The organism is Lactococcus sp. LG1267, from assembly GCF_017309545.1.
In the GTDB taxonomy this organism is placed as follows: Bacteria; Bacillota; Bacilli; order Lactobacillales; family Streptococcaceae; genus Lactococcus; species Lactococcus petauri.
The window spans coordinates 192,811-210,392 of sequence record NZ_CP071295.1 but is presented as its reverse complement, the minus strand read 5'-3'; the positions used below and the strand labels follow the sequence as shown (position 1 = coordinate 210,392).

Annotated in this window: 20 protein-coding genes; 15 read left to right on the top strand and 5 right to left on the bottom strand. The window is 36.8% G+C overall.

From position 1 onward, the window contains the following. Window positions 1-37 precede the first annotated feature (37 nt). Window positions 38-727: a 50S ribosomal protein L1 gene (rplA, locus tag J0J33_RS01055; RefSeq protein WP_003133341.1), complete on the top strand. Its 690-nt coding sequence runs from the start codon at window positions 38-40 to the stop codon at window positions 725-727. Window positions 728-840: 113 nt separating this feature from the next. Beyond that, window positions 841-1,197, top strand: coding sequence for a hypothetical protein (locus J0J33_RS01050; protein ID WP_019292231.1), 357 nt, complete (start codon window positions 841-843; stop codon window positions 1,195-1,197). A gap of 4 nt (window positions 1,198-1,201) precedes the next feature. Here J0J33_RS01050 and J0J33_RS01045 read toward each other — a convergent pair whose 3' ends face one another. After that, on the bottom strand, window positions 1,202-1,429 hold the full coding sequence (locus J0J33_RS01045) for a hypothetical protein (RefSeq protein WP_019292230.1): 228 nt from the start codon (window positions 1,427-1,429) through the stop codon (window positions 1,202-1,204). Next, a complete protein-coding gene (locus J0J33_RS01040) occupies window positions 1,426-1,821 on the bottom strand; it encodes an HIT family protein (RefSeq protein WP_019294226.1) in 396 nt (131 codons plus the stop codon). The genes J0J33_RS01045 and J0J33_RS01040 overlap by 4 nt, the downstream gene beginning before the upstream one ends. Window positions 1,822-2,020: 199 nt before the next feature. Here J0J33_RS01040 and J0J33_RS01035 point away from each other — a divergent pair, with 199 nt between their 5' ends. Then, window positions 2,021-3,169, top strand: a complete 1,149-nt coding sequence (locus J0J33_RS01035; RefSeq protein ID WP_242526933.1) for a MucBP domain-containing protein — start codon at window positions 2,021-2,023, stop codon at window positions 3,167-3,169. Window positions 3,170-3,229: 60 nt separating this feature from the next. Here J0J33_RS01035 and J0J33_RS01030 read toward each other — a convergent pair whose 3' ends face one another. Beyond that, complete coding sequence (locus J0J33_RS01030; RefSeq protein ID WP_089202021.1) at window positions 3,230-4,534, bottom strand: ISL3 family transposase; 1,305 nt, start codon at window positions 4,532-4,534, stop codon at window positions 3,230-3,232. Window positions 4,535-4,661: 127 nt separating this feature from the next. Between J0J33_RS01030 and J0J33_RS10865 the strand changes: the two genes are divergently transcribed. The 5 genes from J0J33_RS10865 (at window position 4,662) to J0J33_RS01000 (ending at window position 8,844) form a co-directional block, all read left to right on the top strand. After that, the gene (locus J0J33_RS10865) at window positions 4,662-5,303 is read left to right on the top strand and encodes a MucBP domain-containing protein (protein WP_371815447.1); all 642 of its coding nucleotides are present in this window, start codon (window positions 4,662-4,664) and stop codon (window positions 5,301-5,303) included. Window positions 5,304-5,413: 110 nt separating this feature from the next. After that, window positions 5,414-6,055, top strand: coding sequence for an HAD family hydrolase (locus J0J33_RS01015; protein WP_206888010.1), 642 nt, complete (start codon window positions 5,414-5,416; stop codon window positions 6,053-6,055). A gap of 53 nt (window positions 6,056-6,108) precedes the next feature. Continuing rightward, window positions 6,109-6,954 (top strand): Rgg/GadR/MutR family transcriptional regulator, encoded by an 846-nt coding sequence (locus J0J33_RS01010; protein WP_206921745.1) that lies wholly within the window; start codon window positions 6,109-6,111, stop codon window positions 6,952-6,954. A gap of 143 nt (window positions 6,955-7,097) precedes the next feature. Further along, window positions 7,098-7,838: an ABC transporter ATP-binding protein gene (locus J0J33_RS01005; protein WP_285123689.1), complete on the top strand. Its 741-nt coding sequence runs from the start codon at window positions 7,098-7,100 to the stop codon at window positions 7,836-7,838. Further along, entirely contained in the window at window positions 7,831-8,844 is a 1,014-nt protein-coding gene (locus J0J33_RS01000; protein WP_206888008.1) for an ABC transporter permease, read from the top strand. Before J0J33_RS01005 ends, J0J33_RS01000 begins: the two co-directional genes overlap by 8 nt. A gap of 28 nt (window positions 8,845-8,872) precedes the next feature. On the opposite strand, the gene J0J33_RS00995 is transcribed toward J0J33_RS01000, so the two are convergent. After that, window positions 8,873-9,499 (bottom strand): copper homeostasis protein CutC, encoded by a 627-nt coding sequence (locus tag J0J33_RS00995; protein ID WP_206888006.1) that lies wholly within the window; start codon window positions 9,497-9,499, stop codon window positions 8,873-8,875. A gap of 229 nt (window positions 9,500-9,728) precedes the next feature. Here J0J33_RS00995 and J0J33_RS00990 point away from each other — a divergent pair, with 229 nt between their 5' ends. Beyond that, a complete protein-coding gene (locus J0J33_RS00990; RefSeq protein WP_165720174.1) occupies window positions 9,729-10,550 on the top strand; it encodes a putative RNA methyltransferase in 822 nt (273 codons plus the stop codon). A 43-nt stretch (window positions 10,551-10,593) separates the two neighbouring features. On the opposite strand, the gene J0J33_RS00985 is transcribed toward J0J33_RS00990, so the two are convergent. Next, the gene (locus J0J33_RS00985; RefSeq protein WP_019294186.1) at window positions 10,594-10,872 is read right to left on the bottom strand and encodes a DUF3270 domain-containing protein; all 279 of its coding nucleotides are present in this window, start codon (window positions 10,870-10,872) and stop codon (window positions 10,594-10,596) included. A 172-nt stretch (window positions 10,873-11,044) separates the two neighbouring features. On the opposite strand from J0J33_RS00985, the gene J0J33_RS00980 reads away from it, so the two are divergent. The 6 genes from J0J33_RS00980 (at window position 11,045) to J0J33_RS00955 (ending at window position 17,553) form a co-directional block, all read left to right on the top strand. Beyond that, entirely contained in the window at window positions 11,045-11,968 is a 924-nt protein-coding gene (locus J0J33_RS00980; protein ID WP_019294185.1) for a peptidase U32 family protein, read from the top strand. Continuing rightward, the gene (locus J0J33_RS00975; RefSeq protein WP_206888004.1) at window positions 11,965-12,903 is read left to right on the top strand and encodes a zinc-binding dehydrogenase; all 939 of its coding nucleotides are present in this window, start codon (window positions 11,965-11,967) and stop codon (window positions 12,901-12,903) included. Before J0J33_RS00980 ends, J0J33_RS00975 begins: the two co-directional genes overlap by 4 nt. A 66-nt stretch (window positions 12,904-12,969) precedes the next feature. Beyond that, the gene (locus tag J0J33_RS00970; RefSeq protein WP_003133356.1) at window positions 12,970-14,259 is read left to right on the top strand and encodes a U32 family peptidase; all 1,290 of its coding nucleotides are present in this window, start codon (window positions 12,970-12,972) and stop codon (window positions 14,257-14,259) included. A gap of 22 nt (window positions 14,260-14,281) precedes the next feature. Then, on the top strand, window positions 14,282-15,154 hold the full coding sequence (locus J0J33_RS00965) for an adenylyltransferase/cytidyltransferase family protein (protein WP_206888002.1): 873 nt from the start codon (window positions 14,282-14,284) through the stop codon (window positions 15,152-15,154). A 10-nt stretch (window positions 15,155-15,164) separates the two neighbouring features. Beyond that, on the top strand, window positions 15,165-15,902 hold the full coding sequence (locus tag J0J33_RS00960; protein ID WP_206888000.1) for a MurR/RpiR family transcriptional regulator: 738 nt from the start codon (window positions 15,165-15,167) through the stop codon (window positions 15,900-15,902). Window positions 15,903-16,155: 253 nt separating this feature from the next. Beyond that, a complete protein-coding gene (locus J0J33_RS00955; protein ID WP_019292216.1) occupies window positions 16,156-17,553 on the top strand; it encodes a glycoside-pentoside-hexuronide (GPH):cation symporter in 1,398 nt (465 codons plus the stop codon). Window positions 17,554-17,582 lie beyond the last annotated feature (29 nt).

Sequence of the window (17,582 nt, the reverse complement as noted above, 5' to 3'; positions counted from 1 at the left end):
ACAGACAACCGATATTACCACAAGGAGAAATATAGAAATGGCTAAAAAAAGCAAATCAATGCGCGCTGCTATCGAAAAAGTAGACGCAACTAAACTTTACAGCGTTGAAGAAGCAGTAGCACTCGCTAAAGAAGCTTCAATCGCAAAATTTGATGCATCTGTAGAAGTTGCATACAATCTTAACATCGATACTAAAAAATCTGACCAACAAATCCGTGGTGCAATGGTATTGCCAAACGGTACTGGTAAAACTGCTCGTGTTCTTGTTTTCGCTCGTGGCGAAAAAGCTAAAGAAGCAGAAGCAGCTGGTGCAGACTTCGTTGGTGCTGATGAACTCGTAACTAAAATCAACGGTGGTTGGTTGGACTTTGACGTTGTAATCGCAACACCTGACATGATGGCTGTTGTAGGTCGTCTTGGACGTGTCCTTGGCCCACGTAACCTCATGCCAAACCCTAAAACTGGTACTGTAACAATGGACGTAACTAAAGCTATTGAAGAATCAAAAGCTGGTAAAGTTAACTACCGTGCTGATAAAGCGGGTAACATCCACGTACCAATCGGTAAAGTTTCATTCGACAACGAAAAACTTATCGAAAACTTCAAAGCTATCAATGCCGTAGTTGTTGCTGCTAAACCAGCTACAGCTAAAGGTACTTACATCACAAACCTTTCAGTTACTACAACTATGGGTGCTGGTGTTAAAGTTGATACAACAAGCTTCTAAGTTGAAAATTAAAAAAGCTCCTCAGGGAGTTTTTTTTGCATATCTTAGAAACTAATATGTAATTTTTGTAATTTGGATTAGAGAAACATGCTTTTTCATGTTACAATAGTAATATGAAACGAATGACTCTATTAATAGGCTTTATAGCAGCTGTTTGGATAACTATATATATCGGAACAGTATTTGAATTTCCCTTAATAAGTTTACAAATAATTTCATTGTTGTTACTTTTTACGACTTTTTACTTGGTGAAACTTGATGGAACTTGTGCTTGGCCCTATTTACTCATTATTGATATTTTCTTGGTGTTTTTCCTTTTTACCTTTTATAATTCTCGTTATTTTTTCACATATATCCAATATGATAGCGATGTGACTGAAATTTTAATTATCGCTGGATCATTTATTATCTCCCAAATTTTAGGAATTTTTTGGGGCAGTCAATTTTATATTAATCCAAATAAAAAGTAGTGAATCATCCTTCACTACTTTTTTCTGAAAGTTTTTCTAAAATTTCATTGATTTTATCAACTTTAGGTTGAGCAAGGGTTTGAAATTCGTTCACTTTTCTTTGAATTTCTTGTCCGGTAAGCTCAGCCTTTTTTGCTTCAATTTTTACATTTTCTAAGTTCGCTTTGACCTCATCTATTTCTTTACTTAACCGTGAAAAGATTTCTGAGACGTCATTGATGAATTCTTTCATAAGATTTCCTCCGCAATTGCATTAAGATCATAAGTATGTGCTGTGAAAGCAGCAGAGAAACCATCATCTTCAGCATAACGTGGAATAAGGTGTACGTGAGTGTGGAAGACGGTTTGTCCAGCTATTTCCTCGTTGTTTTGCAGGATATTCATCCCCTTGGCGCCTAGAGAATCCACAAGTTTATTGGCGATTTCTGGAATTTTAGAGAAAAGCTGAGAGGCTTGCTCGGGTGCCATTGCTAATAAATTTCGTGTATGTGTTTTAGGTACAACTAAAGTATGCCCTTTTGTGGTCTGTGTGATATCAAGAAAGGCTACCAAGTTATCGTCTTCGTAGATTTTCGTACTTGGAATTTCACCCGCAATTATTTTACAAAAAATACAATTATCCATAAGAAATCTCCCTGTCCATTTGTAGAGTCTCAAAAGTTGAGCACTACTTTGTTATAAGTAAATTATAACAAATTCTTCTGTTTTTGCTTAGTGTAACTTGTTTAGAAAATTTTTTAGAAAGCGTTAAGACAAATAAATAGTTTTTAATGTTTAAAATTGGTATTATCATGGTAAGAAAAACAAAATAGGAGGTAAAGTCATGAAAAAAATTACAAACCAATTATTGCTTTTCATCCTCATGTTGGGGAGCATTTTGAATCTTACCCCATTGGTGAGTGCTGAAACAACGTCTCCAAGTGCAATACAATTTGTAGATCAAGTTGTTCTAAGTAATAACAATGGTCCAATAACCTCAAATAAAATAAGCGATGCTTCTTTGGTCAACGCTACCTACACGCTTAGTATTCCAAACGGTACAGTCATTGATACGGCGCAAACGTACTCAATGCCATTACCACAGGAATCAAAGTATACAGGAACTGCTCCAATTTTGCTGACTAAAGAAGATGGTACATTGTTAGGTTCAGTGACTATCCAAAATAATATGCTTAATATTGTTTTTGCGCCTGTTATCAACAATTTATCTAATCGTACATTATTTTTTAACTTTTGGTCTGGCTTTAATAAAAATACTTTAAATTATGATGCGGGGAATGATTTAGCCTTTCCGACAAAAAATAATTTAAATAATAGTATTCACGTTAATTTTTCAAAAAGTAGCTCAGGTGAAGGGTCAGGGAACAGTGCAATTGCTAAAACGTTGCACTATGAAGCAAATGATATAGTGACTTGGACTATTACCATAAACAATGGTGGTTATGAAATTTCCGATGCGAATTTTGCTGATACGATGAGCAACACGCAGGACTATATACCGGGTTCGACCAGTATACATTATAGAAACTATAAAAACACTGTTATTAAAACAGAGTCAACGGATTTGGTTTTTAATCCTAATGCAGATGGGAGTCAATCCACCTCCTTAAATCTTGGACATCTCCATGGTGACACAGAAGCATCTCTCACCGAACCCAATTCAGTGGTCATACATTATCAGACAAAATTAAAATCTAATCCTCTGAATAATAAATACCCTAATCAAGCTTTTTCCTATGATGGGACAACTCTAATTGATAGTGCAGTTTCCACTGCAACTTATCATGGACAAGGTGGAGGAGGAACAGGTGATCTTGCTGGTGATGTACTTATCAAATATGTTGACGAATTGGGAAATAAGCTCATAGATAATATTACACTCAAGGGAAACATTGGTCAACCTTACACTTCCGAGCAAAAAGAAATTGAGGGTTATACCTTTAAAGAAGGGCTCTTTGTCAAATCGGACTGATGAGTCGGATATATAAGATGATAAACTTGAGATTACTCTCAGATTTATCATCTTTTTTAGTTATTTAATTTTAATAAGGCCGTTTATCAAGAAAATTCTTATACGCATATTTGTAAATGAGTTGAATCCATAGGAAACTCTTTTAAGTGTTTTTATATGAGTGTTCTTAGCTTCAATTTTTCCATTGGAAAAATTATATTTAAGAGCGTTTCTAATACCTTCTTCATAGGAAATCAGATTTTCTATTTTATCTCTAAATTGTGTATCCAAGCTATCAGGTAGATTTTTCAATAGTTCGAAAAAGGAACGGTCATCTTTGTTTCTAAAGTGATACATTAATAAATGGAAAATGTCATAAGCTTCTTTTAGTTCAGAAGAAAATGAGAGTAGTCGATCAATCACCATAGATTCCGTTAAAAGATGGTACTTTGGAGAAGGAAAACTTCTCCAAGTTTTGAACTCTGAAATGGAAATATTTGTTTGATTTTTTAGAAGTAATTTCCAGTTTGATTTTAATTTATTTGCTTTTGACTTTTTCTTATTGGTAATTAATCTCTTCATTTCTCGGACTCTAAAATCATTAAAAGCGGTGTTCAAATGCTTCACAATATGGAACCTATCAATGATTAATTTAGCAGTAGGAAAGACATTTTTAGTTAATTGAAAGTAAGCAGCATTCATATCTGTTACTAAAAATTTAACTTTTTCCCTTTCCTCCAACGGAGAGCGATTGAAGTAAGGGATTATTTTATCTAATTTCCTACTAGGTAAAATATCTACTAATTCACCTGTTTCTCCATCAGCACATATGAAGCTCATTTTATCTTCATAACTAGCGTGAGATCTAAACTCATCTACCATTAAAACTTCTGGAAAACTCCGTGGTTTAAGTTGTTGCGGGAGTTGTGATTCAACTGACTTAAGAACTCTTAAAACTGTAGTTAATGAAACGTGGCATTGTTTAGCTATAAATGTCATAGAGATTTTCTCAGTTAATAATTCTAAAATTTTCAAAGTAATAAATTTACTGATATGACAGTTTTTTTCAACAATAGAACACTGTGCCGTCCAATTGTGCGAACAGCTTTTACAATGGAATCGTTGTTTCTTCAGTTTTAAAATAGTGGGCATATTTTGATAAGAATCTAACTGAATAGTTACTTCCTTTTTTCCATTTCTAACAACTACACTTTTCCCTTCATTATCAACAATAGTTGAACCACAGTTCCTACAAGCCGAAGGCATGGGAGAATAGACTCCAAAGATAACTAAAGTGTTCTTCCCTTTAATTTTATATTCCTCCGTATTTGTTAAATCTAAATGTTCATCTGTAATTCGTAGCATTTTTTTGATATGATTATTCAAGACATGTCGTCCTTTCTATCTTAGATTTTTGGTCGTACTTAAATTTTACTAGATAGACGACATGTTTTATATTTAAATAAACTAAAAAAGGACTGATGAATCAAAATTTGATTCATCAGTCCTTTAAATTATAGAGCCTAAAGAAGTACAAGGGAATCCCACAGGAATCTTTACAGATCAGGCGCAAACCATCACTTATGTTTATACTAAGATTCCTGCTGCAGTAAATGGAGATGTTACAGTTCAGTATGTTGACGAAACAGGTAAGAAACTTTCAACTGACGAGAAACTGACTGGAAAAGTCGGAGATCCTTATATATCAGAGCAAAAAGAAATTGAAGGTTATACCTTTAAAGAAGTACAAGGGAATCCCACAGGAACCTTTACAGATCAGGCGCAAACCATCACTTATGTTTATACTAAATTACCAGTAAAAGGTGAAACAGTAACTGTAAAATACACAGGCGATGATGGTAAAAAAATAGCAGAAGATACAGTTCTTACAGGGAACATTGGTGAAGAATATGTTTCGACACCAAAAGAGCTCCCAGGTTATAGTATAAAAGGCGTGCAGGGAAATCCAAAAGGTGTATTTACCTCTACCAAACAAGAAGTAAAATACTTGTACGCGAAAAATCAAACGTATCAAGCTAATCTTCCGGCGACAGGAGAAGATAATGGAAAATTTTTGACCATCATTGGTGTTATTCTCTTATTTTTAATAGGAGGAGTAATAGTCTTTGTGCGAAAAATAAACAAATATAAGTAAAGCATCCTACCATTTTCAACCATAAAAAGATAAATAGATTAAAAACATTAAAAAAATCAAATCTATGTTATAATAATTTTTAATAAATTATAAATAAGGAGAAATTTAATATGGATGCGTATATTTTTGACTTCGATGGGACATTAGCAAATTCGGGGAGTACGGGTATATTGGCAACACAATCTGCTTTTCAGCAGTTTAACTTAAGTATTCCCTCAAACGAGACAATTAACTACTATACAGGTATTCCGATTGAAAAGTCTTTTAAGAAAATGGCTGTGGGGCATACATTTAAGGAAGAAGAATTTGATGAGTTGTTAAGTGCCTTTCGAAAATACTATAAGGCATATGAGCAAGAAAATCTTACACTTTTTCCTCAAATAAAAGAAGTGCTTCAAAACCTGCGCCATTCCGGTAAAAAGCTTTATGTGGTCTCAAGTAAGCACTCTACAGCTTTAAAAAGAAATTTAGAATTTCTTGAGATTGCTTCTTATTTTGAAGGTGTGATTGGTTCAGATCAAGTAGAAAATTATAAACCTGCACCAGATGGTGTACTCTACATAGTAAAACAATACGGCTTGAGCACGCATCAGACCGTAATGATTGGTGATGCCATTTTCGATATACAGATGGGGAAAGCCGCAGGGGTACAGACATGTGCTGTAACTTGGGGTGCACATGATGCTGCTGAATTAGCAGGCCAGCATCCCGACTTTTTGATAAAACAAGTAGACGAGTTGCTGAATCTTTAAGGGAGATGTATGAATAAAACTTTTAGTTATTTAACTTTAGGGGAATGAGTTTTATGATTTACAAAAAATACGGGGAAATCTTTAAAAAATTACGTGTCCAACATAAACTTTCTTTGCGTGATTTTGAGCGCATTGGTTTATCAAAGTCAACTATATCTTCCTTTGAAAATGGAAAAACACTGATTTCATTTGATAAACTAGATCTTGCCTTGCAGGAAATGCATATAACGTTCAGATCTTATATGCTGATGCTCAATAATGATGAAGAAGATTATTGGTTAAATCAGTTTAAGAAAATAGAGCAAGCTTATTTTAACAAGAATTTCTCTTTATTAGAGCAAGTCTATTTAGACAATATTGAATATGATTTAGAAGAAAATAAAGTTATTGCACTTTCTGCTAAAGCTTGTTATAGCCATTTATCTCCAGTGGAAGTTTCTTATATTGAAACGAGATTAAAAAGCTATCATATTTGGCATAGTTATGAACTTTATATTTTAGTAAATACCTTAGAGGAGATTGATCCCAGGTTATTGCAAGATCTTGTAGGGCAAATGCTTTCCCAAAACGAACATTACTTGAAAGAAATAACAGAATTTAGAAATCTGCTTATTCGTGTTGTTCTCCGAGCGACACTTGTAATGATACGTCACGGCTACAGAGATGATTCAGAACGATTTCTCAAAGCGTTTGAAGGATTAACGATAGTCTTTGACACCTATGTTCGAATATCCTCCCTTTTTGTAAAGGGATGTTGGATATACGCGTTTGAAAACCAAATTACGGGTAAAAAACTGACTGCACGTGCTTTAAAAATATTATCCGAAATCGGAGCTTTAGAACTACGGGAAGTTTTCCAAAAAGATTTTGAGAAAATCAGCAACAAATCAAGTGCATGAATGATAAGGGACTTTTCTACATAGTCCCTCATTTTTTTAGTAGAAAAATTAAGAAAAAGAGATAACATTAGAGGAAAGCAAAAGAAGTTGGGATATGATAAAATTAACTTATACTAAATTTGATTAGAAATGGAGATATTAATGTGGCTCTAAAAATAAATAACGTGACTGGAGGCTACTTTGGTAATCCGGTTCTTGAAGATGTAAGCTTTGAGATAGCGGATGGAGAACTGGTTGGACTTATTGGTCTTAATGGTGCGGGTAAATCAACAACTATTCAGGAAATTATGGGACTGCTCACGCCTTACTCAGGTCAGATCGAATTGGATGGAATTACGCTCCAAGAAGATCTTGAAGGTTATCGTAAAAAGATTGGCTTTATTCCAGAAACACCAAGTCTTTATGAGGAACTAACTTTGCGTGAGCACATTGAGCTTACAGCTTTAGCTTATGGAGTTCCTGGAGAAGAAGCAATGCCTCGGGCAGAAGAACTCCTAAAAACCTTCCGTTTGGAAGATAAGTTAGACTGGTTCCCGGTCAATTTTTCTAAAGGAATGAAGCAAAAAGTAATGATTATTTGCGCCTTTTTGACGGATCCAAGTCTTTACATTATTGATGAACCCTTTCTAGGATTAGATCCTTTAGCGATTCAAGATTTAATCACACTTATGCTTTCTATGCGTGATGCTGGTGCTTCGATTTTGATGAGTACACATATTCTCTCAACAGCAGAGAAATTCTGTGACAAATTTGTCATCCTTCATGAAGGTAAGGTATTGATTGCGGGAACGATGGAAGATTTGCGTGCCAAATTTGGCAAGGAAGATGCCAGCCTTGATGAAATTTATTTAGAATTGACGAAAGGTGTAAATGCTCATGAATAGCTTATTTGAAGAACGCCGCAAAGTATACTATCGGCAAAATCTCAAATATTTGCGTTATGTGTTTAATGATCATTTTGTTCTCTTTTTGATGATTTTATTGGGCGCTTTAGCCGTACAGTATGCTCAATTTTTACAAGCTCACAGTTTAAATACTGCTGGAAAAGTTGGTTTAGTTCTTTTAATCACCATTCTAAGCCAGATTTTCGGAAGATTAGCCAGCTTCGTGGAACCTGCGGATAAGGTGTTTCTCTTACCGCAAGAGAAAGCAGTGCGCAAACATTTACTTCTGTCTTGCTTGCGTTCGCTTCTTTTCCCTGCGCTTATTAGTCTTGTTTTAGTCGGAATTGTGGCGCCTCTTTTAAAATGGTCTTTCTTCTATCTTTTGCTATGGTTTATTCTTTTAGTTTTGTTAAAAGCAGCTGGTTTAGGCCTTCGCTTACGTCAACTCATGCCCAATGGAATTATTTCTTGGGAGAGACTTATTGCTTACGAAGAAAACCGCAAAACGAATACATTACGCTTTTTTGCCCTTTTTACCAATGTTAAAGGACTGAAAACACAAAGCCGTCGTCGCAAATATTTAGATTTTCTCTTACCGAAAACGCTGCGAACCTATGAATATCTCTTTAGTCGTGCTTTTTTGCGCTCCGGAGACTATCTCTCGCTGACGTTGCGTTTGATTGCTCTTAGTGTACTTTCTTTAATTTTTATTGGTAACCCGATTCTTGCGGTTATTTTGGCATCGGTCTTTAATTATTTGTTGCTTTTTCAACTTTTTGCCCTCCAAGATTCTTTTGATTACCAAGTGTTGACGCGAATTTATCCACTCCGTCAATCATCAAAATTTGCAGCAATTAAAAATGTCCTCTCACGTATAATGCTTTTCGCGACAGTCGTAGAAGTCATTTTCGGTTTAGTCTTTCTGCAACCACGCCTTTATCTGATTGTACTTTTACTGGTGAATTTCTTGTTAGTGAAATTTTATATAAAAATGCGTTTGAAGTGAAAATAAAAAAACAGCTTAAGCTGTTTTTTTATTTTGCAATAATTTTTGTTCCATGGACAAAGTTTGTACCTGTTAAGTTTGCGTATTCTTCATAGTTATCAACAGTTACACCACCACCAATAATAATAGCAATTCTTCCTTTCGCATATTTAACAAGATCTGCAATTTTTTCGGTATTGAGTGGCTTGTCGAGACTGTCTCCATGCATAAGAATTTTTTCGACGCCAGCTTCGACCAATGTATCGATGGCAGCATGCTGGTCCTCAATCTCATCAAAGGCCATGTGGAAGGTCACAGGAAGACCTTGAGAAGCCACCATAAGTGTTTCAAGGGCTTCAACGTCAATTTGATTGTCTTCTGTTAGAGCGCCTAAAACGAGATTTTGTGCACCAGCTTCGATAGCTTTGAGAATATCATTTTCCATGATTTTTAATTCATAAGAATTATAGACAAAATTGCCTCCACGTGGGCGGATGATAACAGCTAAAGTTGTCTTTTGGTCTCTGATAAATTCAGCGGCTTGCTGAATGACACCATAGCTTGGTGTTGTTCCACCCACAGCAAGGTTATCACAAAGTTCAATACGCTCGACTCCTGCAGCAATTGCTTGAGGAATTTCAGTAAAATTTTCAACACAAAGTTCACGAATAATCATTGGCTTCTTTATTTCCTTTTCTGACTTTTTCTTTATTATAACAAAAAAAGTAGCTTTGCTGTTTTTAATGAATAAAAAGCTAGTGTATAGCAAACGAGGCATGCGATTTGATATAAAATACTGCATAAATAGAAAAAATATTTTCTTGGATATTTGTGATTCCTACGCTTTATGGGATTACTTGGATCCAGAAAAGTTAAAGCATCTGATGAAATGATATAATAGGTTTATGTTAAAAAAAATTGAAAAAGCCTATGTTTATTTAGAAAAAAATCTTGAAAGTCTCAGCTGTCCTTTATGCCGCGCTTCCTTTTCTTTGGAGCCTTATGCACTGCGTTGTGAGAATAAGCATACCTTCAATTTAAATAAAAAAGGGTATGTTAACTTTTTACAAACAAAAGCAGATACGGAACATTATACAAAGAAGATGTTTGAACCCAGACGTCGCTTAATAGCTGCTGGCATGTACACACCTGTACTTAAGGAAATTGAAAAAGCCCTTTTACCTGGAAATTTGTTGGATGTGGGCACAGGTGAAGGCAAGTTTTTGGAGTTGTTGTCTTACCAAGGGAACAAATTTGGCTTTGATATTGCAAAAGATGGTATTGAAATGGCGACTGATTTGCCTTTTTCAGCTTTTCTAAGTTTGGCAGATTTGACAAGACTACCTTTTGCTGATGCTTCTATTTCGAGTGTCTTAAATATTTTTACACCTTCAAACTATAAAGAGTTTAATCGAGTGTTACAGTCAGGGGGGAATATCATCAAGATTGTACCAGATCGATATTATCTTCAAGAGTTGCGTAAAGTATATGGCTTTCCAGTTAACTATGACAATACAGAGGTTATTCAACGCTTTGAGCAGGAATATCCTAATGCCGTGGAAAAAGAACTTCATTATAGTTTTGAGATTCCTGAGGCCCTTCGTTTAGATTTTCTGGAAATGAGTCCTTTAGAATGGGCGGTATCCTCTAAGATAAAAGAAGCAGCAAGAAAAAATCCCCCCACCCAGGCAACTATTCATGTGCAAGTTTTAATAGGGCAAAAATAAAAAACCTCTTCTTGAGGTTTTTTCTGTTAGAACATAAAATTTATTATTTCATGAGGAGGTGTACAATCTTTTTGATTCCTTTTTTACAAACAAGGAAAACGATAAAACCAACAACAAGAGCAGCTGGAACAGCAACTAAACTGCTTGTCATTGTAATAAAAATATAGACCATCATTGCCATGATGACTGAAAAGCTTGCGACATTAAGAAAGAAAGTCAGCTCGTGCACACGTTTGGTAAGATGGCTTTCTTGTTCATGTAGCTCATCATATGAATAGTATTCTTGCTTCTCATAGAAATCGTTTAAATTTTTTAATTCCATAGTTTTTTTCCTAAGTTTTCCTGATAATTAAGCTCTATACTACATCATAACAAATTATGTAAATGTTTGCAATACAATTTCATGTCTTATATTACTTTTTTGTTAATCGGAAAATAAAATAAAATGAAAATCTGACGTGTCAAGAGCGATAAATAGTGATATAATTTAGTCTATGATTAAAATTACTACTACCGCAGAAAGTGTGGAGCAAGCCAAGGCTCTACTTGCTGCTGGAACTGACAACCTTTATATTGGTGAAGCCGAGTTTGGGTTACGCTTACCCACAGCGCTTAGCTACGATGAAATTCGTGAGATTACAGCTCTTGCACATGAAGCAGGAAAAACAGTGACTGTTGCTGTAAATGCATTGATGCACGTTGATATGATGGCTAAAATAAAACCCTACTTAGACTTCTTGCAAGATATTCAAGTAGATCGCATAGCCGTAGGAGATGCGGGAGTTATCTTCGTGCTTCAAAGAGACAAATATGACTTGCCTTTTACTTATGATGCTTCTACCATGGTGACTTCAAGCCGCCAAATCAACTTCTGGGCGGGCCAAGGTGCTGTCGAAGCTGTGTTAGCACGGGAGCTTCCCAAACCGGAACTTGAAGCCATGACGGGAAACTTAGATGTACCCGGCGAGGTATTGGTTTATGGAGCAACTGTTATTCATCAAAGTAAACGTCCTTTAGTGCAAAATTACTACAATTTTATTAAGACAGAAGAGACAGGAAAAGATCGTGAACGTAATCTTTTTGTTTCGGAACCCAAAAAGGAAGATACCCACTATAGTATCTTTGAAGACAATCATGGTACACACATTTTTGCTAACGATGATCTTAATATGATGAGCGAGCTCTCGGAACTGGTAAAAATGGGCTTTGACCATTGGAAACTGGACGGTATCTTTACACGCGGTGCGGATTTTGTTGCCATTACGAAGTTGTTTGTAGAAGCGAAAAAGGCCATTGAAGCAGGAAATTTCACTGCAGATAAGGCCTTTCAGCTTGAAGAAGAAGTGCGTAAACTTCATCCAGCAGGGCGTACTTTATCACATGGTTTCTATGACTTAGACCCAGGTAAAATTAAATGATGAAAGCTTTGTATTTTGAAGAATTTGGGGATAGTGATGTCCTTAAATATGGCAAAGTTCCCTTGCCACAAGTGCTAGAAGATGAAGTTTTAGTCAAAACGGCATATATTGGTCTCAATTTTGCAGATATTTATCGCCGCCGAGGAGGCTATCATATCGAGGAACACCATCCTTATATTAATGGATACGAAGGTTCTGGTGAAATTGTCGAAGGGAAGCAGAAAGGAAGAAAAGTTCTTTTTGTCGATGTTCCCTTTGCTAATGCTGAATATGTTGCTGTGCCTAAAGAAAAGCTGATTTATTTGCCTGATAATATTGATTTAAAGTTAGCCGCCAGTATTGGTCTTCAAGGTTTGACTGCAGATTTCTTAGCGCATGATTTAGGGAAAAATCAAATAGGGGACAAAGTATTTGTTACAGGAATTAGCGGTGGTGTCGGGCAGATCTTGTCTCAAATTCTTGTGGCAGATGGTATGGAAGTATATGGTACGGCATCAAATGCAGAAAAACAAGCTTTGGCCCTTTCTCGTGGAGTGTGTCAAGTCTATCCAAGCCGAACGGATGAGTGGCGACAAGCGTTGTCTATTAAATTTGATACGGTTTATGATGGTGTGGGCAGTACTGTGAATAAAAATTTAGAGCTTTTGAGGAACAGAGGAAGCCTGATTTTCTTTGGTATGGCGGGAGGCAATCCACCACAAATTGATCTCGTGAAGATGATGTCTCAATCCAAAAATATCCTAACGGGTGACTTATGGGATTTTTTGACCAGCTTTTCTGAAAGGGAACGCCGAAGTCAGCGTCTCTTTGCTTACTTTGAAAGAGGAGAAGTTGAAACAGCTGAAGCAACTGTCTTCCCTTTATCTGAAGGCAAGGCAGCTCATCAGTATTTAGAGTCTGGAAAAAATATTGGCAAGGTTTTATTAAAACCATAGTTTATTATTAAGAAGTTTTGGTCGGCAGACCTTATCAAAAATCTTATCTTGAAAATAGGAGAAAAAATGCAAGAAAATTATACAAGACCTGAGGTACTTTCACCTGCAGGCACACTGGAAAAACTCAAAGTAGCGATTGATTATGGCGCAGATGCTGTATATATCGGTGGACAAGCCTACGGTTTGCGATCACGCGCAGGTAACTTTACCTTTGATGAGATGCGTGAAGGCGTAGAATATGCTTCAGCCCACAATGCTAAGGTATATGTTGCGGCCAATATGGTCACACACGAAGGGAATGAGGAAGGTGCAGGCGAATGGTTCCGTACACTGCGTGATTTAGGAATTTCTGCAGTAATCGTTTCGGATCCTGCATTGATAGCAATTTGTGCAGCCGAAGCACCAGGTTTACCAATTCATCTCTCTACGCAGTCTTCAGCAACGAATTACGAAACTTTAGAATTCTGGCAAGGTTTAGGATTGGAACGTGTCGTCTTAGCCCGTGAAGTTTCTATGGAAGAATTAGCAGAAATCCGAAAACATACATCTGTGGAAATTGAAGCCTTTGTCCATGGTGCTATGTGTATTTCTTATAGTGGACGCTGTGTACTTTCAAACTATATGAGCATGCGTGATGCCAATCGAGGTGGCTGTTCACAATCATGCCGTTGGAAATATGACCTTTATGATATGCCTTTTGGTAGTGAGCGCAAATCAATCAAAGGTGAAATTCCCGAAGAATTTTCAATGTCTGCAGTTGATATGAGCATGATTGAACATATTCCTGATATGATCAAAAATGGTGTAAATTCCTTGAAAATTGAAGGACGTATGAAATCTATTCACTACGTTTCAACAGTTTCAAATGTTTACAAAGCGGCCATTGATGCTTATCTAGAAAGTCCGGAAAAGTTTGAGGCTATTAAGCCAGATTTGGTTGATGAACTTTGGAAAGTGGCGCAACGTGAATTGGATACAGGCTTTTATTATGGTATTCCTGATGAAAATAAACAACTTTTTGGTGCACGTCGTAAAATTCCAGAATACAAGTTTATTGGCGAAGTTGTTGCTTACGATGAAGACAGTAAGGTTGCGACGATTCGTCAACGGAACGTCATTACAGAAGGTGATACGATTGAATTTTATGGGCCTGGCTTCCGTCATTCTGAAACAACAATTAAAAACTTACGTTTGGCAGAAACAGGAGAATCTATCGACCGTGCACCAAATCCAATGACCCTTTTACATATTGATGTGGAAACGCCTGTACAACCTGGAGATATGATCCGTAAATCAGGTGCAGGCTTAATCAATCTTTACGAAAAATCAGGTGCGGCTAAAACAGTGCGTGCTTAAAAAGATCAAATAGAGGAGCGTAATGACAGAAAAGATAAGATTAGGCGTTTATTTTGGTACTTTTGCTCCTTTTCATAAGGGGCACCAGCAACAGATTTACAAGTGTGCTGCACTTAATGATCAGGTTCTCTTAGTCGTATCAGGCTATACTCATGATCGAGGTGATAAGATTGGCTTGCCTTTAACCCTACGTTATCACTATTTACAGGAAGCTTTTGCTGATGAAGAGGACATTGAGGTTGCAATGTTAGATGAAACGGATTTACCTCCGATGCCACAAGGATGGGATGCTTGGTTTAAACGTTTGTTTGACTTATTAAAAAATTACCAGAGCCAGGAAATTACTTTTTATGTGGGAGAGCCGGAATATGTAACTGAGCTCAGTGCACGTTTTCCGCAAGATTTGCGTACCTATAAGGTAGAAATGGCTGATAGGCAAGACATTAAGATATCCGCAACAGACATACGTGAAAATCCATTGTTGCACTGGAACGAGATAAATCCCGCCTTTCGTAGACATTTTACTAAAATTGTTGGCATAATCGGTGGCCGACAAAGTGGTAAGTCAACCTTGGCTAGACGTTTAGCACGTACTTTTAACAATGCCCCCTTTGCAAAGGATATTGAACAGGCTATCACTTCAGCCGGAAATCAAGGTATAATCTTTATTGATAATACTCTATCTCCGGATATGGATCTGGTGCTTTTAATTCCATCTGATAATGACGAAGCACTTTTAAGGGAGATAGCAGAGCAAGGACTTGCTGAAAAAGTTGTACGTTTAGATGATGAAGAAACGACGCGTGACACACGCGCTTATCTCGGGCGCTATTATCATGCTATTGATGCAATTAGTCAGTATACAGGGAGTCAAATTGACCGTTTAAAATATTAGGAGAGGAAACATGGTTAACCAAAAGTTATCAAGTGCCGAAGCCTATACATGGCAAGTAATTCAAGAGCATTATGATGAAATTCCCCAACTTTCTATTACAGATTTGGCAGAATTAGCTCATTGCTCTTTATCAACGATTAATCGCACAGTGAGGAAAAAAGGTTTTTCGGGCTATGCCGAATTTCGCTATTCGATAAAAGAAAAGCCACTTCCCAATATTAATGGTTTTTCAAATGAAGTTTTGGCCGCAATTGGTAAAAACGAAGAAGAACTCCTACGGACCATTCATAATATTTCGGCTCCTGCTATCGAACAAGCCGTGCGTGCTATTGACCAAGCTGGTGAGATCATTCTCTTTGCGCGTGGTCTTTCCACTCATGCTGCTGTAGAGATGATGAAGAAGCTTCAACTTTTCCATAAGCCAGTGACACTTCATGATGACTATAAATATATGGCTTATTATGCAAGTTTTGTCAAAGAGAACAGCTTAATCATCAATCTGTCCTTGAGTGGCGAAACTTTAGAACTGATTGAAGCAACCGAAGTGGCGAAAATCCATGGTGCAAAAATTTTGACCTTGACTGTAACGGAGCAAAGTCCATTAGTACGTCTTGCAGATGTCTCCCTAATTGGCTATAAAAGCTCTTTAGAAGTTAATTACTTTGATCTTGATGTCCATAGTCGACTGCCCTTGTATATTTTAGTACGTGTCCTCTTTGATGCTTACTCTATTTATAAAAAACAATGAAAAACAAATAATAAGCAAAGCCAAGGAGCTTTGCTTTTATTATCGTTCTTTTTGCTTTAGCAAATTAGAACGATAATACGCAGGGAGCGAAGCGAGTTGTGAACAACAACTTACATTCTTAGGTTTTGTAAGCGGTGTTTTAGGAAGTATTTCCTGCCTTCTTTACCCAATGGGAAACTTTTCCAAATAAGAAAATGCTATCATATTAATGTAAGCGATTTCGGTGTAAGGAAATCGAAAAAGGAGGTTCCCGATGGAGGGAGGAAAAATGAAACAAAGAATTTCGTATGCTTTAGGTGCTTTGGGTCACGATACCTATTATGCAGCAATTAGCGTGTTCTTTATTGCTTTTGTTACGAGTCAAATGTTTGCAGGTAGTGAACATGAAGATGCAATGATTGCCCTTGTGACATCACTTGTCGTCATTATTCGATTGGTAGAAATTGTTTTTGATCCCATTATTGGGAGTATTATTGACAACACACGCACGCGTTGGGGAAAATTTAAACCTTGGTTGGTTGCTGGCGGTTTAATATCATCTGTAATGATTGTATTGATGTTTTCAGACTTCTTTGGATTAGCCAAAAGTTCAAATACAACCTTATTTATTATTGTCTTTATCATTTCTTTTGTCATTCTGGATGCTTTTTATTCCTTCAAGGACATTGCCTTTTGGTCAATGATTCCTGCGCTCTCTGAAAAGAATGAAGAACGTGAGTCACTCGGAACATTTGCCCGTTTTGGTTCAGCTATTGGTGCTCAAGGAACAACTATTCTCGTTATCCCGATTACCTATGGATTCACTCAACTCATGACGGGGCACCATGCCCAAGGTGCATCAGGTTGGTTTGCATTTGGTGTCATTGCTGCGATTGTTTCAGGTGGAACAGCCTTAATTACAGCTTGGGGTACCCAAGAAAAGGATTCTGTTATCCGTCAACAATCACAAAAAACAACAACCATTGATGTGTTTAAAGCTTTATTGAAAAATGATCAGCTGATGTGGTTGTCATTGTCTTATATCTTGTTTGCTTTAGCCTATGTCGCAACAACAGCAACTTTGATTTTGATGTTTACCTTCGTTTTAGGACAAGCTGCACTGTATTCAATTACAGGGATTGTCGGCTTCATCGGTTCTATCGTCTTAGTACCACTGTTCCCTGTCTTAGCGAAGAAATTTGGCCGTCGTAAAGTTTTGACAGGTGCAATTCTCTCGATGCTTGTCGGTTATGCTTTCTTTATCTTTGGAAGTTCAGTGCCAATGACAATTCTCGGTCTTATCTTTCTGACTACACCTTATCAGCTTGTGTTCTTATCAGTTTTGATGACAATCACAGACTCTGTAGAATATGGTCAATGGAAAAATGGTGTGCGTAATGAAGCAGTCACTTTGGCAATGCGTCCGTTACTGGATAAAATTGCCGGTGCTTTCTCAAATGGGATCTTTGGGTTTGTGGCGATTGCAGCTGGTATGACCGGTTCAACTTTTGATCCACATAAAGTTTACGGGGTAACAACATTTAAGCTTTACGCCTTCGCTCTTCCAGCCGTTCTGATGATTATCTCACTCACGATTTATCTTCTTAAGGTAAAATTAACAGAGAAACGTCATAAAGAAATTGTTGCGGAACTCGAAAATAAATTAAAATAAAGATAAGGACTAGCGGTGACGCTAGCTCT

Bases quoted from the DNA above. Each gene is read 5' to 3' on its own strand.
- J0J33_RS00955 (WP_019292216.1), top strand. From the start codon at position 16,156: ATGGAGGGAGGAAAAATGAAACAAAGAATTTCGTATGCTTTAGGTGCT.
- J0J33_RS00980 (WP_019294185.1), top strand. From the start codon at position 11,045: ATGATTAAAATTACTACTACCGCAGAAAGTGTGGAGCAAGCCAAGGCT.
- J0J33_RS00975 (WP_206888004.1), top strand. From the start codon at position 11,965: ATGATGAAAGCTTTGTATTTTGAAGAATTTGGGGATAGTGATGTCCTT.
- J0J33_RS00960 (WP_206888000.1), top strand. From the start codon at position 15,165: ATGGTTAACCAAAAGTTATCAAGTGCCGAAGCCTATACATGGCAAGTA.
- J0J33_RS01000 (WP_206888008.1), top strand. From the start codon at position 7,831: ATGAATAGCTTATTTGAAGAACGCCGCAAAGTATACTATCGGCAAAAT.
- J0J33_RS00970 (WP_003133356.1), top strand. From the start codon at position 12,970: ATGCAAGAAAATTATACAAGACCTGAGGTACTTTCACCTGCAGGCACA.
- J0J33_RS01045 (WP_019292230.1), bottom strand. From the start codon at position 1,429: ATGAAAGAATTCATCAATGACGTCTCAGAAATCTTTTCACGGTTAAGT.
- rplA (WP_003133341.1), top strand. From the start codon at position 38: ATGGCTAAAAAAAGCAAATCAATGCGCGCTGCTATCGAAAAAGTAGAC.
- J0J33_RS01040 (WP_019294226.1), bottom strand. From the start codon at position 1,821: ATGGATAATTGTATTTTTTGTAAAATAATTGCGGGTGAAATTCCAAGT.
- J0J33_RS00965 (WP_206888002.1), top strand. From the start codon at position 14,282: ATGACAGAAAAGATAAGATTAGGCGTTTATTTTGGTACTTTTGCTCCT.
- J0J33_RS00990 (WP_165720174.1), top strand. From the start codon at position 9,729: ATGTTAAAAAAAATTGAAAAAGCCTATGTTTATTTAGAAAAAAATCTT.
- J0J33_RS00995 (WP_206888006.1), bottom strand. From the start codon at position 9,499: ATGATTATTCGTGAACTTTGTGTTGAAAATTTTACTGAAATTCCTCAA.
- J0J33_RS00985 (WP_019294186.1), bottom strand. From the start codon at position 10,872: ATGGAATTAAAAAATTTAAACGATTTCTATGAGAAGCAAGAATACTAT.
- J0J33_RS01050 (WP_019292231.1), top strand. From the start codon at position 841: ATGAAACGAATGACTCTATTAATAGGCTTTATAGCAGCTGTTTGGATA.
- J0J33_RS01010 (WP_206921745.1), top strand. From the start codon at position 6,109: ATGATTTACAAAAAATACGGGGAAATCTTTAAAAAATTACGTGTCCAA.
- J0J33_RS01015 (WP_206888010.1), top strand. From the start codon at position 5,414: ATGGATGCGTATATTTTTGACTTCGATGGGACATTAGCAAATTCGGGG.
- J0J33_RS01035 (WP_242526933.1), top strand. From the start codon at position 2,021: ATGAAAAAAATTACAAACCAATTATTGCTTTTCATCCTCATGTTGGGG.